Below are 14,962 nucleotides of genomic sequence, written 5' to 3'. Positions count from 1 at the left end.
GCCGAGCCCAGCGGGCGGCCGATCGCATACCGCCCACGCGCCGGGCCGGAATGTGGCAAACTCTTGGCCACCGGTTCAGTTCCCATCGAGTATCGAGCGTGAAAGTCGTTGTCACCAGCTGTCAGTGGGGTTCGCGGCGCGGTGATCCGGTTGTTACCGCAGCAATGAGAACGCACTCTTGCGTTCTTGCATTTGTAAGAGCATGATCCAGCTACGCTAGTTGTGAAGAACCGATCCGATGACCGGGATAACCGAATCGAGAGCCAATCATGTTGGTACAAAGCGCGTTGGTGTCGGGTGAATTCGGGGTACGGCGATGAGCGCGCCGACGGTGGGGGTGCTGCCGACCGCTCCGCAGATATTGTGCGCATTTCAGGGGCGACGTTTTCAAGATCGTGAATTACTGCGTTCCGCACACGCTCTCGCCGAACTGCACGCACGCCGTGCCGAGGTTCAAGACATGAACCTCGTTGCCGAAATCGATTGCCGTCGTAGCGAACTCATCGACGATATCAATGAGTGGATTGCGCAGGAGATCCCGCAGCATCGCAATGGTGCCTCGCTACATACCGAGAGCCTCGGTGCGGTGGTTGATCGAATGGCGCGCAGTTGGGTGGACGCCAACACGGCGATCGATGTCGATGGTGCGCGCAGCGACAATACCCATAAACACTGGTACCACTTGGCAGAACTCGTCGACGGCTACACTGATCTGGTAACCGACGTGGCCGGTGGCCGCCGCCGTTTGCCTGAACAGTGAAGACCCGACGGCGACCTTCGTCCGCAATAGTGACACTGCCCCACAGGGGTACTGCTCGAGGGGCGACGTCCCGGGTCCGCGTCATCCGACCAATGACCCGCCCCGGATGCTAATGTCGCCGGCACAGTGACGGCGGGCGCAACGGGGCGCCCCGCCCGGCGTGCCGCGTGGTCGACTGGCGCGGCACGCCCGCCACGAAGTCGCCGCTCCTCGAATTCGCCACTACCGTGAATTCGACAGTGCCCGAACTCATTCGGTGACCATCCAGACCGCTGCGGCCGCGGCCCGCACATCGACTATCTCGTGTGCGCGCAGTGCGGCGAGCAGATCGACCCACGGTGCCGACCAGCCGAAGTGCTTGCCGCACTGCTGGATGAGCATCACCATGGCAAGCAGGCCGGCCAACTCGCCGCTACCGGATAGGGCCCCCGCGATGGCGAGCATTGTCTCCGGCCGCGCGGTGCGCAGTGCGCCCGGCAAGGTCACCTTCAGCCGTTGCGCGGGATGATCGACCAGCGCGCCACCCGCGACCGCACTCGCCTGTTGAATCAACCGGGCGGTCGGTTCGCGTTCTGCCCAGCGGATTTGGGCCAAATATAGATTGCTGGCCGCTGCACGCCAGAACGGCTCGGTCGACAACCGATCGGCCAGCGCGCCCGCCGCGGACCTGGCCGCATCGGAGCGTTCGGCCGCCGCGCCGAGCGCGGTGGCCAGCCCGACCAGGCGCTGTACGGCAGGTAGGTCGCGTCCGGGGATGACGTGATCACTCGCTGCGAGTAGCCGATCGACTGCGGTTATCAGTGCCGAATCGTTCACGGTGGTCACGATATCGGCGACGAGCGCCTGCGCGGCGGGCAACCACAGACCGAGTTCGTCGAGGTCGCAGATCCGGTGCGCCAACATCATCGCGGTATCGGGCGGACTCCACCGGCTCCAGCGGTTCAGTACCGGAATTGCGTGAGCGGCGAGTTGTCTGTCGGTGCCGCCCGCTATCTGCCGGATCAGCTCGGCCATGCGGTAACGCTGTGCGAGCGGTAGCAGTTCTGGACGCAGGTTCAGGATTTCATCCGCGACGGAGGGATCGGCTGCGGCATCGGCGAATATCCGCCAGGCCGCGTCGGTGTCCAGCAGCCAGCGGCAGGCGAAGACCACGGCGCGGCGGACATCGCGGTGCTGATCCGGTTGCGCCCACAGCGATTGGATCGCTGCCATCGCATCGGGGGTGTGAAGTTCGGCGAGCAGCCGGACGCCTTCTTTGCGCGAGGTGATCTTGGGGGAGTGGAGGAGTGAGGCGACAGCACTAGCGACCTTATCGGGGCCAAGGCCTTTGGTGCAGGTCGCGATGCTGCTGACTGCTACGCGCGCGCGATCGGTGTCGACGTGGCGGGCGAGCAGTGCGATCGCCGCTTCGGGTTGGTCGCTGCGCCCCAAGGCGGTGAGTGCCGCCTCGGCAATCGATATATCGGGGTGATCGGTGTATTCCCCGAGCCGGTCCGCGCTGCCCGGCAGCCGGCCCAGAATCCTAACCGACCGCACCTTTTCGTATTGTGACGACTTCTTCGACTCGGCATGACCGATCAGCAGCCGGGCATACGATTCGACCTGCCGTGGGGTCCACCGGTCGAATCCGGAGTAGAACTCGGGTACCAGGCGCACTTTCGGCGATGCGAACCGTCCGGGCGTCGCGGAGCCGAGCAGCGAATCGAGCAGATCGGTTCGTCGGGTGGCGATCAACCGCTGCACGATATCCATCGTGATCAGCGAGCGGTCCCGGTTCAGCAGGGTGGCGAGGGTCTGGTCGCGCGTGCTCGGATTGCTCAGCGCCAATCGCACCGCGCGCCGGACCACCTGATCGTCGCGTGCGCCGCAGGCGCGTATCAGGAGTTGTTGCAGAGCAGGGATTTTCCAGGCGCGCCGATGCAGACCATCGGCCAGATCGAGGGTCAGGCGCCATTCGTCGCGGGCGGCGTCGTTGTCGATCCGTCGGCGTAGCGCCGCGAAAATTTGCTGTTCCGTGCCGTGCGGCAGCGATCGGTCCAAGTCGGCCAGATCCGGGGAAATCGCGTGGGCTGCCAGGTTTTCGATCAGGCGCAGAGCGGAGTCGGTGAACGATGGGTCATCGATTTCGATGCCTCGACGCAGCAGTGTTCGCGCCAGCCCGGAGATGGCCGTCCTGGTCGGATAGGAACAGTCGCGTGCCTGCAGTGCGTCGGTGCCGAGTTGTTCGAGGGCGGTGAGATGTTCGGCGCGCAACAACGTCGGCGAAAGGTGGTTGACCGCCTGGAGTGCGGTGTAGCGCACCGGGTCCTGTTCATTGCGCAGGCGGCGCAGGGATTCGAGCATGGCGCCGACGATCATGGGATCGCGGGTGCCCTCGGCCGCCGTGATGAACAGCGGGTATGCCTGCGCGCGCTCGTCCGAGTTCGGGCGGCGAATCGCCTCGGCCAGTACCGGTTCGGCCTGGTCCCAGGGCAGACGTGCGGTCAACCGTTCGCGGACCGCGCGCTCATCGGATCCGCCGGACCGGTCCAGGAGTTCCCGCGCGAGCGCCATACGTTCCTGGCGCGGCAGGGCATCGAGTGCGGTCATCGGGACGAGGTCGGGATCGACACCGGGGCGGGCGAAGATCTGTCGAACCACAATGGCGCGCCGGTCCAGCGGAAGTGCGTGCAGGAACCGGTCACGCTGGCATCCGGAGTAAACCGTGCCCAGTGCCACCAGCCGATCGTCAGGGAGTTCACTCAGCGCCCGCCACAGCGCGGTTCCGCTCATGCCGGTGCCGTTCCCGGTCGGATCCAGAATCAGCTCGACGACCCGGACAGAGTCGTGCCGGGCGAGTGCTCCGGCCGCCGAACTCAGTTCATAGATCGAGGTGTACCGGACTGCCTGAGCGGCGAGGGCAAGCAGCCGATTCGGGTGGCGCTTGGCGGCCGGGACGGCTCCGGCCGCAATCCATCGCCACAGGTTCGGCCAGCCCGACTCGCCTGCTTCCGCCGCGCGTCCCTCGACATGATCGAGGACCGCATCAATATGCCTGCGGCCCAACGCGGCCCAGTTCGCTACCGCGTAATCGAGCTCCGGCAAATATTTGGCGACCACCCGAGGTGAGCAATTCGGCAGTACTCGAGCGGCTTCGGCAGCGCCGAACCAGCGGCGAACTTCCGGCAGCAGGGAATCGGCGAGTCGGGAGCGCTGACCGTAGCCGAGGGCCCGATACATGGTGCGCCGTACCCGCTGTGACATCCGGGGCAGTCGCTCGATCAGCACCTCGGGCTCCACGCCTGTCCGCACCAGCCCGACGACCGCTCGGGTGCCGAATTCCGGCCCGCCCGAATCGAGTTCGGTCAGCAGATGCTCATGCTCGGCGACGATCGCCGCCATGCGAATCGCGATGACCCGCTCGTAGTATCCCCGTTCAGCCAGGTCGGCCAGTATCTGACCGAGCTCGGGCGTGCCGGCCAATCGCAATGCCCCCGCCGCGATCGCATGCTGCCGCTCGGGGGCCGTCAACGGCTCGATATCGCGCAACAGCTTGGTCGCCTGTACTGCCATACTCGATTGCCCCTCTGTCGTACCGCCGTTCGAATCCGTGCTGCGAGGATATGTCCGATGCGCCGGATGGTGCCGAAACCGAACGGTCGAGCCCATGCCTCGAACGCGTATTCGAATATATGTTGCGCCGCCCTGGAACGGAACCATTTTCAGATTGCCCGTGATGTCGGGTGTAGCCGTCACCGGCGGGGGCACACTCGCGTCGGGCCGAGCGTCCGGTATGCGGCTATCGTGGCTCGCGAACGATGGAAGGCCATTCTCGGAGAATTCGTGAGTGAGGATTACCGATGTCGTACCGTCCGCCGCCGGAACCGACCAACCCGGCGTGGCATCCCGGCGCGGCGACTCCCGGTCCGAACGCCGGATACTCCGCGCCCATCCCGCCGTCGGGACCACTGTCGCCGAATCCTCCTCAGCAGCAACAACCCTGGGTGTATACGAACGACCCCGGATGGCAAGGCGGCCCGCCGCCGACCGATCGGCGGCAGGGACCATGGCTTGCCGTCGGGGCGGTGATCCTCGGCATCGCCGGTTGTGTGCTCCCCTTCCTGCCGATCGATCTGACCGGCGTGCGACCGTTGATCGGTCTGCCGTTCGCAATTGCCGGACTCGTCCTCGGTATCGTCGGCAGTGTCGGACGACGCCGCGCCAAGGGGCTGGCGGTAACGGGAATCATCCTGTCCGTCCTCGCGCTCACCGTCGCGCTCATCATGCTGCCCCAGCTGATGTGAGGAGCGTATGTCGGTGGCACCATCGAGCTGAGTTGCCCAGCCGGGTAATCGGATTCGACTGTCGCGGGGTGCTGGTCGAGTGCCTCGATCGCCGTGCCATCGCGGGATGATCCGGGCGGTGCGCGCACGCAATTCCGTTGCGGGGCAGAGAATTTACGCTGGGAGACTGTGCGTCCGTGAATACGAGCCGGAGGCGGTTCGGTGGCAATGACACTGGACCGGATATCGCATGTGACCCTGTGATCGAACCGGGAGGCGCCGTGACCGCGCTGGCATTGGTGTTCCGTCCCACCGAATTCGCCGCCGATCGGGTCGTCGGCATCGACGGCCGCACCCTCGTGTGGCGCGAGATCCCGGCGCGCGGGGTGTGGCAGAGCTGTCGGGACCTGCTCCTGGACGTCGCGGGCGACGACGAGATCACTGCGGTCGGCATTGCCGCCGCCGGGCGAATACGAATGCGCGCCGGGGTGGTCGCGCCCGCGGAAATCCTGGAATGGCGTGCGGGATTCGGCATTGTGGCGGCGGTGCAGCGGATATTCCCCGTCGCCGCCGTGCAGTTGGCCCCCTGCGGTATGTGCACGGCACTGGCCGCGCGTGGGACCGGTGCGGCGGCATCGGGCGACGTGCTGGCCGGCGCCGGGTTGCTCGCCCTGCTCGCCGAGGATTACGCCATCCGCCATTCCTCGGCACGCGATCGCGACCGGAAGCCGATCGGGCAGCACCGCGCCGGTCCCACCGGACCGCGCTACCCGGCGGCTTGCGTCCGGCCGCGACCACGGTGAGCGCCGCATGCGGTCGACGAACTTGTCGCCCACGTCACGGACGCCTCGTCAATTATGTTCCGAGGCAGAGAAGTTATGTTTTCGGGACAGCCGCGAATACGTGGGTTCAGTTGTCGGGCAGGATATTTGCTGCATCGCGCAGTATTCGACCGATAGGCAGGCGGAATGGCGGCGGAATTCCCCTTCGCACAGTTGACTTCCAACCAGCTGACCTATTCGGAGCGTGACGAGGGGTATCGGCGGCTGCATGCGTGGCCCGAGCCCAGTTACCGCCACGATTCCGGGCTGCATATGGTATGGCGCTACGCCGATGTGCGCGAACTGCTGGAAGCCACGGCACCCGAGATCTCGAATGCGCACGCGCTGCGACCGCTGGTCGGTTTCGGACGTATCGCCGCGAATCCGCGTGCCGTCGGCCATCTTTGTCGGCACTTGCTCCCGCTGCCCGCCAAGGCGACGGCGGATCTGACCGATGATGTCTTGCATCGGCGAGTATGGGCCACTATGGCGGGACCGACCGGGTACTTCACGGTGCCCGCGGATACGCGATCCGAGCGGGCCGAGGCGCTCGCCGAGCATTTCCGGCACTCGTTGCCGGTCTCGGGGGACCTATCCGAACCGCTCGACGTGACTGCCGCATCGATTGTCTACGCCACCCGCGTCATCGGCGAAACCATCGGTCTGCCCGAACGAGTTTGGCCCGCGGTGGCGGAATGGAGCGGTGCCCAGTCGGGCCTGCTCGGTCGGCGGATGCGCGGACGCGAGTTGGCCGACGCGGTCGGTGCACTCGGCCGACTGTTCACCGTCAGCGGACTGGCGGTGGCGCACAGCCGCCAGCACGCCGCGGGCTTTTCCGGGCATCTGCACGCGGCCGGTATTCCGCCGCGAGTGGCGGTCTCCGTGGTCGCGAACTCGCTGGCGGCCGGTGTGCACACGGTCAGCGGCACCATCCAGCAGGGCCTGCAGCGACTGCTCGGCGATCCGGATCGGCAGTGGTGGAAGCTGCTCGGCGAAGTCAAGGGCACCGCCGACGTCGCGGCCAAGGTGCTGCAGCTCGATCCGGGGTTGGTTGGCTGGAAGCGAAACATCGTGCGTCCCACTACTTTACGAAGCGGAACCGCGCTTCCGAGAGGGCCGGTGCTGGTAATGTTCGGTGCCGCCAATCGTGATCCGCGGGCGTTCGCTGATCCACTGGCCATGGACAGCGCCGGAAAGGTGCCATTGACCTTTGGATTCGGCAGGCACACCTGTCCAGGAAAGCAATTGGCACAGCTGGCGGTGGAAGTGTTTCTGCGTGAACTGCACAACCGCGCGCCGCACGCGCAACTGGTCGGGTCGGCACGCTCCGCCCGATCTCGACCGGCCGACCTTTTGTTCAGTGGAGCGGATATCGTTATCCGGTGAGGTGATCGGGGTGTCGACATGATCTATGACGAACTGCACGTGACCGGTGTCGATGAATGGACCGCCGTGGCGAACAGCATCATGCCGATGGATCACCGATATCGCGACCGGAACCGGTGGCAGGTCACACTGATCACCCAGAGCATGGGGAGTTACAACCTGCTGCGCTGGGATCAGCCCGGCGACCGGCTGGCCTTCCGCACGCCGTCACACATCCGCAGGGGCCCTGCCGACGACTTCTACTGGCTGGTGGTCCCGGAGCGGGGCACATTCACGGTCGCCGATGATCACGAAACCACTTGTATCGCACCGGGTCAGGCGGTGCTGATCGGTTTGGATCAGACCCTGCGGTTGGGGGTGCCCAGCTCGGTGGCATTCGGCTTCCAGATCCCACGTACCGAGGTCGACCACGCGATATCACCACTCGGCGCGCGCCGACCGGTATTCGACCTCGAATCCGGACTCGGACGCATCGCCCGGAGCATGATCCGCGACACCCATAACGAGCGATCCCGGCTCACCGGCCGTCAATTCAATGCGGTCTGCGACCGGACCACCGAACTGCTGTGCATGATGGCCGTCGGCGACAGTACTCCGCAGCGAACCCAGCTGGCCGAGACAGCCGAGGCCGTACGCCGGTATGTGCGCGACAATATCGGAGTCGCCGATCTCCGGCTGGCCGCGGTGGCTCGGGCATTGAGCTGGTCGCCACGGCAATTGCGTACCGCGCTGGAGCAAGCCGGAACCACGTATCGTGAAGTGCGCCAGGATGAATCACTGCGTGCGGCGCGCGCCATGCTCGAAAGTCCCGGCACGACGATGACCATCGGCGAAATCGCCGCGCGCAGCGGATTCACGGTCACCTGGTTCTCCGCCGCGTTCAAGACGCGATACGGCGAAACCCCGAGGGAATTCCGCAAACGCCGGCTGGCCGAGACCGGCCAGCCGGCATCGGTGGTCAGTCGGCTGGCTGCAACCGCACCGGCAGAGTGAGCGGGCCCGCGGTCATGAACTGCGGGCTGACCGGAAGCAGCGCCGCATCCCGGGCCAGGCGTAGCCGCGGGAAGCGATGGAACAGCGTGGACAGCGCGATGCGCGCCTCCAGGCGGGCCAGCGGTGCGCCCAGGCAGACGTGCGGGCCCCTGCCGAAGGCCAACTGCCCGCGGTGATCGTGCTCGATGTCGAACGCATCGGCGTTCGGGTATCGCTCCGGGTCTCGCCCGACATTGCCGTTCCAGATGACGATCGCGCCCGCCGGCAGGTCGACGCCCGCGATGGTGACATCCTGCTGGGCATAACGAAGGTTGGCGCTGTAGACCGGTGACCGGAAGCGCAGTGCCTCCTCGACCACGTCCGCCCAGCGGTCCTCGGTGCGGGCCTTGTCCAGCTGTGCCGGGTTCTCGCACAGTGCGATGATCGCATTGGCCAGCAGGTGCACCGTGGTCTCGTGGCCGGCCATGATCACCAGCCACAACATGTTGACCATATCGTCGGCGGTCAGGTTGTCGGTGTTGGCCGCGAGCATGGCGGAGGTGAGGTCGTCGCCCGGCTCGTGCCGTTTGGCCTCGAGGAATTCCGCGAGGTACGCCAGCATCTCCGTCATGGCGGCCTGCATCTGCTCACCGGTGCTGGTTTGCGACATGAGGGTGGTAGCCCAGTCGCGGATCCGCGACTGATCCGCCGCGCCGACCCCGTACAGTTCACAGATCACCCGCACCGGGAACGGGAGGGTGAATCGCGGGACAAGATCGACTTCGTCCTGCTCGCCGGCGAAGTCGTCGATGAACTCCGTCGTGATCTGCTGAATCCGGGATTCGAGTGCGGCGACCCGAGCCGGCGTGAACGCGGCGCTGATCGTCCGGCGCAGCCTCCGATGGTCCTCGCCGTCCTTGTTCAGCATGTGGTCGATATCGGTAAACGCGCGCATCGGCCAATCCGCCGGAATGGTGCCGTCGTGCAGGGCCGCACAGTTCTTGGCGTTCTTGCTGAATACTGTGCCGTCGCCCGCCAGAACGTCGGTCACCGCCTTGTGGCTCGCCGCGACCCAGGCCGCGACGCCGCCGGTCAACTCGACCGGAACCACCGGCCCGCGTTGCGAAATTCGCTCGTAGGTCTCGAGAACCGTCTCTCCAGCGGTCGGCAGCTGGATGACCGACTCGGTCATACTGTCTCCAATGGTGTGATCGAATGACTCCGGACCGTGGAGTCCGGGCCAGGCCAGTGTCGATCACCCTCCGCGCCGCGAAGCACCTAATCGATATCCTCTGCTCCGCAACGGAATTTCGTCGCGATCGGAACATAATTTCAAGTGCGGAAGCACTTTCCGCGGACGCGTGGCAAGGGGTCCCGGATGAGCAAACTCAATTGGAGTCACAACGCGTACTACCAACGGTTTCTCATGCGGCAGCTGCCCACCCCGGGTACGCGGGTGTTGGACGTCGGCTGTGGGGCCGGGGCGTTCGCCGGGGAACTTGCGCGGCACGTCGAGCATGTCGATGCGATCGATCGGTCTGCGGTGATGATCGACCTGGCGAAGCAGACGGTGCCGCAGAATGTCAGGTGCATTCTCGGAGATGTGCTGGAACAGCCGCTGCCGGACGAAACCTACGACGCGATCGTTTCGATGAGCACGTTGCACCATATGCCCCTCGATGAGGTGCTGCCGGTATTGGCGCGGGCGGTGCGGCCGGGTGGGGTGATCGCGGCTGTGGCATTGCCGCGGCCCGATCTCGTGCGGGAACTGCCCGTCGAATTGGCGGCGGCGATCGGACATCGGGTGTTCGGGATCGTATTTCGGATGCTTCGGTCGCGTGGGCGGGGGAGTTGGTATGCGGTCGAGGCATCGCACGATGTCATGCCGGTTGTTCTCGATCCGCCGCTGACCACGCGGCAGGTGCGGGCGCGGGTCGCCGCGATTCTGCCCGGCGCGCGAGTGCGTCGGCTGGTCTTCTGGCGCTATTCGCTGGTGTGGCGCAAACCGGTGTAGACGTGCTCAGACGGCCGCCGCGCGTTTGGCCTCGCGACGTTGTCTGCGGCGCATGCGGTAGCGGCGGATCCGGCTCGCCAGCAGATAGACCAAGAGCACCCCGATCACCAGCAGTGTGCCCGCGCAGACGGCCGCCGCGACCGGGTGGAAGATCGCGAGGGTGACGATGCCGCCGACAGTCAGGTCCTCGACGAGGCTCATGACGATATTGCTCGCCGGCTCCGGCGAGGTATTGATCGCCATTCGCGTTCCGGCCTTGACGAGATGGCTTGCCAGGGCGGTGGTTCCGCCGACCGCACCGGCCGCCAGTTGGGGCAGCGAACCATCCTGGCCTGCCAGCAGTGCCGCGACGACCGCGCCCGATGTCGGGCGCACGATGGTGTGCACCGCATCCCAGAAGCTGTCGAGATAGGGGACCTTGTCCGCGACGGCCTCGATGAGGAACAACACACCGGCCGCGATCAACACATCGGTGCGCTGCAGTGCTTCCGGCACATCATCGGACAGACCGGTCACGCCGAAGATGCCGAGCAGCAGGACCACCGCATAGGCATTGACCCCGCTCGCCCAGCCCGCGGTGAAGATCAGGGGCAATGCTGACATGGGGCCATCGTAGGGTTATCCGACACGGTGCTCCTCACAGATTCAGCAGATCGGCGGTTTCCGCGCCGATCGCGGGTCCGAGGGTCATGCCGCGGCCACCCGGACCGGTGACGACCCAGATGTGCGCGCCGGCCTGCGCGCGGGTCACGATGGTGCAGGGATCGCTGCTCTGGCTGTAAACGCCCGCCCAGCGCCGCACCACCTGCGGGAGTTTGCGCCCAAGCAGTTCCTCGGTGACGGCGGTGAGGTGTTCGTACGGTGCCTGGTCCACATCGAAGGCGAAGGGCCGAATCCGCCGTCAGGGTCGGGGTACGGTGGTGTCGCGGCCGAAGATGGTGCAGCCGCTGTCGCTGCGCTCCTACACCGAGGGTGCCATCAGTCACGGCCGCGTGCCGGGTCGGCTCCTGGTCGGTTGGGACGATATCCCCGCCGACGCCGATACCGCCCGCGATCTCGGCCTCGCCATCGGCACGCCGGTCATGCACCTGGAGCAGGTGCTGCTCGCGGACGGTGAACGCATCGGGTTGGAGAGCACTTTCCTGTCGCTCGATCGTTTCGGCCACCTGCGCGGCACCTACGATCCGACCGCATCGCTGTATGCGGCCGTCCGCGCCTCCGGTGTGGATCTCGGCAGTGCTACCGAGCGTATCGAGACGGTACTGGCATCCCCCCGCGAGGCCGCGCTACTCGAATGCACCACGGCGCTACCGCTACTGCTGCTGCATCGGCGCAGCGTCGACCGCGACGGCGAGCCGGTCGAACGCGTCCGCTCCCTCTACCGTGGCGACCGCATCGCCTTCGAAGCCCGGCTCGGCAAGTAGGGTCTCGAACCGGACCGGTCAGCTCGCGCCGCTCGTCTGCTGGTCGCTGCCGGGCTGGATCCGGGGTGCGTCACTGGCGCGGAATTCGGTGCGGTGGCCTGCCTGATCGAGCGGACCGCGAACATCGCCTGTGTGGTCGTTTTCGTACTGCACGACGTCTTCGGGTTCGCACACGGCGAGATCGCCGAGATGCTCGATCGCTCACCGGCGGCGGTGCGCCAACTCGCGGTACGGGCTCGCCGTCATATCCACGCCCGACGTACGCGCACCACATCGCGCCCGGATACCGGCACCGAGGCCGCCGAACGACTGATGGCCGCGACACTCGGCGGTGATCTCACCGCCCTCGTAGCGGCCCTCGCACCCGAGGTCACCCGGTAGACCGACAGCGGCGGCCGCGGCGTGGCGAAGAGCCTCGACGACAACCAACCCGGATAAGCTCGCCGCCGTCCGCCGACCGCCACGATGCGCCGGGATCTGCTGGCTGGGCACCGTTCGAAATATCGCCGAGATCCGTTGCGCGCGTGGGTGATCGGCCACGTACGCTGGGCCGGTGTTCGCCCTCTACAGTGCCGCCATCGCGATCGTGACCGGTGCCACTTCGGCCTGGATCGGTTACTACTTCAATATCCGCAAGGATCGTTTGCAATGGGACCGCCAGCATGCGACACGATGGGATGGCGCCCGGCGGGAGGCGTATGTCGCCTTCGCCGCTGCTATCAAGCACGAGGTCCGGCTGCACACCAAGATGGCGGCGGGCAGGCATCCGGACCTCTGGCCGGGGCATGAAACATTGGAGGTATCGGAAGGCTGGCCGATGCTGGTCGCCGCCGAGGATGCGCGCGCGGATCTGCTCGAAGCGATACTCCTGCTCGCGGACGGTCCGACCGTGGCGGCGGCACGGGTCTGGCAGCAGCAGGTGTGGGACCTGCGGGTACTGCACACCGATGAGTCGGTTTCCGCGGAGGCCGTCGGATTTGCCCTCGAGGCCGCGTCGGAAGCCAGGGATCGCTTCTACGCCTGCGCGCGACCCGATTTGGGAATTCTCGGCGCGCTTCCGACACCGCAAGCCCGGCATCGACAACACATCCCGGAGGCAGTGACGTCATGAATGCCTGGCGCGCCGGGTTCTTCAGCGCACCTGGGGTGCGACCTTGGCGCCGAGCAATTCGATATTGTGCAACACCTTTTCGTGCGGCAGGGTGCCCACGCTGGTGTGCAGCATGAAGCGGTCCAAGCCGAGGGTGTCACGGATGTCGGTGATCTTTTCGGCGACGTAGTCGGGCGTGCCGACGAAGAGTGAACCGCTCTGGGAGCGTAGGGCGTCGAACTGCGCGCGGGTCATCGGGCCCCAACCGCGTTCGCGCCCAATGGTGCTCATTGCCCCGGCGTACGGTTCGTAGAAGTCGGCGACGGCTTGTTCGTCGGTGTCGGCGATATAGCCGTGTGCGTGTACCGCGACGGGCTGTCGCTGGTGACCGCCCTCTTCGAGCGCGCGGTGGTACAGGTCCACCAGCGGCTCGAAGCGCGCGGGCTGACCGCCGATGATCGCGATCGCCAGCGGTAGGCCGAGCAGTCCGGCGCGGACCACGGATTCCGGGCTGCCGCCCACCGCGATCCAGACCGGCAGCGGACGATTGTCGGTGCGCGGGTAGATCACCGCATCGCGCAGTGGGGCACGGAATTTGCCGTGCCAGGTCACCGGCTCGTCCGCGCGAATGTGCAGCAGCAGCGCCAGTTTCTCTTCGAAGAGTTCGTCATAGTCGCTCAGGTCATAACCGAATAGGGGAAAGCTCTCGGTGAACGAACCGCGTCCGGCCATCAATTCGGCGCGACCGTTCGACAGTCCGTCCAGCGTGGCGAAATCCTGGTACATCCGTACCGGATCATCCGAACTCAGCACGCTCACCGCGCTGGTGAGCTGAATCCGCTCGGTTCGTGCCGCAATCGCGGCCAATACGACCGCGGGCGCCGATGCCGCGAAGTCCTTGCGGTGATGTTCGCCGACGCCATAGACGTCGAGTCCGGCGCGCTCGGTCGCGACCGCCTCGTCCACCACCTCGCGCAGCCGTTCGGCCGCGGTGGGCGCCGGTCGGTTGCCGACCGGGTACAGCTCCGCGAACGTCGTGAGTCCCAGTTCCACAGCTCGAGTCCTGTTCGTGTGTAGTTTCTACGTCAACCACTAGCCTAAACGGACCGTGGTCCGGAACTATTCCGGCCGCTGAAGACGCGTTCGCGGTCAGGTCGGGCGCGGGCACGGACGGTGCGCGATTGACCGGTGCGGATAGTCTTGTTCCATGTCAGTGCGTACCCGCCAGCCGCTTGTTCCCGGCACGCTCTCGCCCACCCGTGAGGTTCCGCGCTCGATCGAGCGTCCGGAGTATGCGTGGAAGAAGACCGCGAACGAGGGCCGCGAACCCTGGGTACAGACCGTGGAGACCATCGAGAAGATGCGGATCGCGGGCAAGATCGCGGCGCAGGCGCTCGAGGAGGCGGGCAAGGCGGTCGCGCCCGGTGTCACCACCGATGAGCTGGATCGGATCGCGCACGAGTACATGTGCGATCACGGCGCCTACCCATCGACGTTGGGCTACAAGGGTTTTCCGAAGTCGTGCTGCACCTCGCTGAACGAAGTGATCTGCCATGGCATTCCGGATTCGACGGTGATCCAGGACGGTGACATCGTCAATATCGATGTGACCGCCTACATCGATGGCGTGCACGGCGATACCAATAAGACCTTCCTGGCCGGTGCTGTCGACGAGGAGGTGCGGCTGCTGGTCGAGCGGACGGAAGAGGCGACCATGCGGGCGATCAAGGCGGTCCGGCCGGGCCGTGCGCTCAATGTGATCGGGCGCGTCATCGAGTCCTACGCCAACCGGTTCGGCTACGGCGTGGTGCGCGATTTCACCGGGCACGGCGTCGGCCCCACCTTCCACAGCGGCCTGGTCATCCTGCACTACGACCAGCCCGCCATCGAATCAATCATCGAGCCCGGCATGACCTTCACCATCGAACCGATGATCAACCTCGGCGGCATCGACTACGAGATCTGGGACGACGGCTGGACCGTGGTCACCAAGGACCGCAAGTGGACCGCACAGTTCGAACACACGTTGGTCGTAACGGAAACAGGCGCCGAAGTCCTCACGTTGCCGTGATGGGTGGGCCGCATGGTTCGAAGCTCGTGCTGTTGGGTCGTAACGGAAACGGGCGCCGAAGTCCTGACGTTGCCGTGATGGGTGGGCCGCATGGTTCGAAGCTCGTGCTGTTGGGTCGTAACGGAAACAGGCGCCGAAATCCTGACGTTGCCGTGATGGGTG

Annotated in this window: 13 protein-coding genes and 2 pseudogenes; 10 read left to right on the top strand and 5 right to left on the bottom strand. The window is 65.9% G+C overall.

All coding sequences use genetic code 11. The features are described from left to right. The first annotated feature begins 316 nt into the window (after positions 1 to 316). A complete protein-coding gene (locus tag AB0L58_RS20495) occupies positions 317 to 760 on the top strand; it encodes a DUF4254 domain-containing protein (protein ID WP_364388919.1) in 444 nt (147 codons plus the stop codon). Positions 761 to 1,009: 249 nt separating this feature from the next. Here the strand turns inward: AB0L58_RS20495 and AB0L58_RS20490 are convergent, their stop codons facing one another. Next, on the bottom strand, positions 1,010 to 4,312 hold the full coding sequence (locus tag AB0L58_RS20490) for a hypothetical protein (RefSeq protein ID WP_364388917.1): 3,303 nt from the start codon (positions 4,310 to 4,312) through the stop codon (positions 1,010 to 1,012). Between the two features lie 287 nt (positions 4,313 to 4,599). Here AB0L58_RS20490 and AB0L58_RS20485 point away from each other — a divergent pair, with 287 nt between their 5' ends. The 4 genes from AB0L58_RS20485 to AB0L58_RS20470 all read left to right on the top strand — a co-directional run bounded on the left by AB0L58_RS20485 (position 4,600) and on the right by AB0L58_RS20470 (position 8,222). Continuing rightward, positions 4,600 to 5,043 carry a DUF4190 domain-containing protein gene (locus AB0L58_RS20485; RefSeq protein ID WP_364388915.1) on the top strand — a complete coding sequence of 148 codons (444 nt, stop codon included), beginning with the start codon at positions 4,600 to 4,602 and terminating at the stop codon, positions 5,041 to 5,043. Between the two features lie 239 nt (positions 5,044 to 5,282). After that, positions 5,283 to 5,825, top strand: a complete 543-nt coding sequence (locus AB0L58_RS20480; protein ID WP_364388913.1) for a hypothetical protein — start codon at positions 5,283 to 5,285, stop codon at positions 5,823 to 5,825. Between the two features lie 165 nt (positions 5,826 to 5,990). Next, positions 5,991 to 7,229 carry a hypothetical protein gene (locus tag AB0L58_RS20475; RefSeq protein ID WP_364388911.1) on the top strand — a complete coding sequence of 413 codons (1,239 nt, stop codon included), beginning with the start codon at positions 5,991 to 5,993 and terminating at the stop codon, positions 7,227 to 7,229. Between the two features lie 18 nt (positions 7,230 to 7,247). Then, positions 7,248 to 8,222, top strand: a complete 975-nt coding sequence (locus AB0L58_RS20470; protein WP_364388909.1) for an AraC family transcriptional regulator — start codon at positions 7,248 to 7,250, stop codon at positions 8,220 to 8,222. On the opposite strand, the gene AB0L58_RS20465 is transcribed toward AB0L58_RS20470, so the two are convergent. Continuing rightward, positions 8,188 to 9,393 (bottom strand): cytochrome P450, encoded by a 1,206-nt coding sequence (locus tag AB0L58_RS20465; protein WP_364388906.1) that lies wholly within the window; start codon positions 9,391 to 9,393, stop codon positions 8,188 to 8,190. The genes AB0L58_RS20470 and AB0L58_RS20465 overlap by 35 nt on opposite strands. A 186-nt stretch (positions 9,394 to 9,579) precedes the next feature. Between AB0L58_RS20465 and AB0L58_RS20460 the strand changes: the two genes are divergently transcribed. Further along, entirely contained in the window at positions 9,580 to 10,215 is a 636-nt protein-coding gene (locus AB0L58_RS20460) for a class I SAM-dependent methyltransferase (protein ID WP_364388904.1), read from the top strand. A gap of 6 nt (positions 10,216 to 10,221) precedes the next feature. On the opposite strand, the gene AB0L58_RS20455 is transcribed toward AB0L58_RS20460, so the two are convergent. Together AB0L58_RS20455 and AB0L58_RS20450 are read right to left on the bottom strand one after the other, a co-directional pair. Then, positions 10,222 to 10,818, bottom strand: coding sequence for a DUF4126 domain-containing protein (locus tag AB0L58_RS20455; protein WP_364388902.1), 597 nt, complete (start codon positions 10,816 to 10,818; stop codon positions 10,222 to 10,224). A gap of 34 nt (positions 10,819 to 10,852) precedes the next feature. Then, positions 10,853 to 11,104 (bottom strand): annotated as a pseudogene (locus AB0L58_RS20450) (FAD-dependent oxidoreductase); the annotation flags it as partial. On the opposite strand from AB0L58_RS20450, the pseudogene AB0L58_RS20445 reads away from it, so the two are divergent. From AB0L58_RS20445 to AB0L58_RS20435, 3 genes and pseudogenes are all read left to right on the top strand, one after another. Then, a pseudogene (locus tag AB0L58_RS20445) lies at positions 11,100 to 11,639 on the top strand (GntR family transcriptional regulator); the annotation flags it as partial. The pseudogenes AB0L58_RS20450 and AB0L58_RS20445 sit on opposite strands and share 5 nt — an antisense overlap. A 93-nt stretch (positions 11,640 to 11,732) precedes the next feature. Further along, positions 11,733 to 12,020 (top strand): sigma factor-like helix-turn-helix DNA-binding protein, encoded by a 288-nt coding sequence (locus AB0L58_RS20440; protein ID WP_364388899.1) that lies wholly within the window; start codon positions 11,733 to 11,735, stop codon positions 12,018 to 12,020. Positions 12,021 to 12,192: 172 nt separating this feature from the next. After that, positions 12,193 to 12,750 carry a hypothetical protein gene (locus AB0L58_RS20435; RefSeq protein WP_364388897.1) on the top strand — a complete coding sequence of 186 codons (558 nt, stop codon included), beginning with the start codon at positions 12,193 to 12,195 and terminating at the stop codon, positions 12,748 to 12,750. A gap of 21 nt (positions 12,751 to 12,771) precedes the next feature. Here AB0L58_RS20435 and AB0L58_RS20430 read toward each other — a convergent pair whose 3' ends face one another. After that, positions 12,772 to 13,782 (bottom strand): LLM class flavin-dependent oxidoreductase, encoded by a 1,011-nt coding sequence (locus AB0L58_RS20430; RefSeq protein ID WP_364388895.1) that lies wholly within the window; start codon positions 13,780 to 13,782, stop codon positions 12,772 to 12,774. A 154-nt stretch (positions 13,783 to 13,936) separates the two neighbouring features. Here AB0L58_RS20430 and map point away from each other — a divergent pair, with 154 nt between their 5' ends. Beyond that, positions 13,937 to 14,800: a type I methionyl aminopeptidase gene (gene map, locus AB0L58_RS20425; protein WP_364388892.1), complete on the top strand. Its 864-nt coding sequence runs from the start codon at positions 13,937 to 13,939 to the stop codon at positions 14,798 to 14,800. The last annotated feature ends 162 nt before the right edge of the window (positions 14,801 to 14,962 follow it).

Source organism: Nocardia sp. NPDC052112 (assembly GCF_040680135.1).
In the GTDB taxonomy this organism is placed as follows: Bacteria; Actinomycetota; Actinomycetes; order Mycobacteriales; family Mycobacteriaceae; genus Nocardia.
Note: the sequence above shows the minus strand (reverse complement) of the source record. Positions and strands in the feature narration are given on the sequence as shown.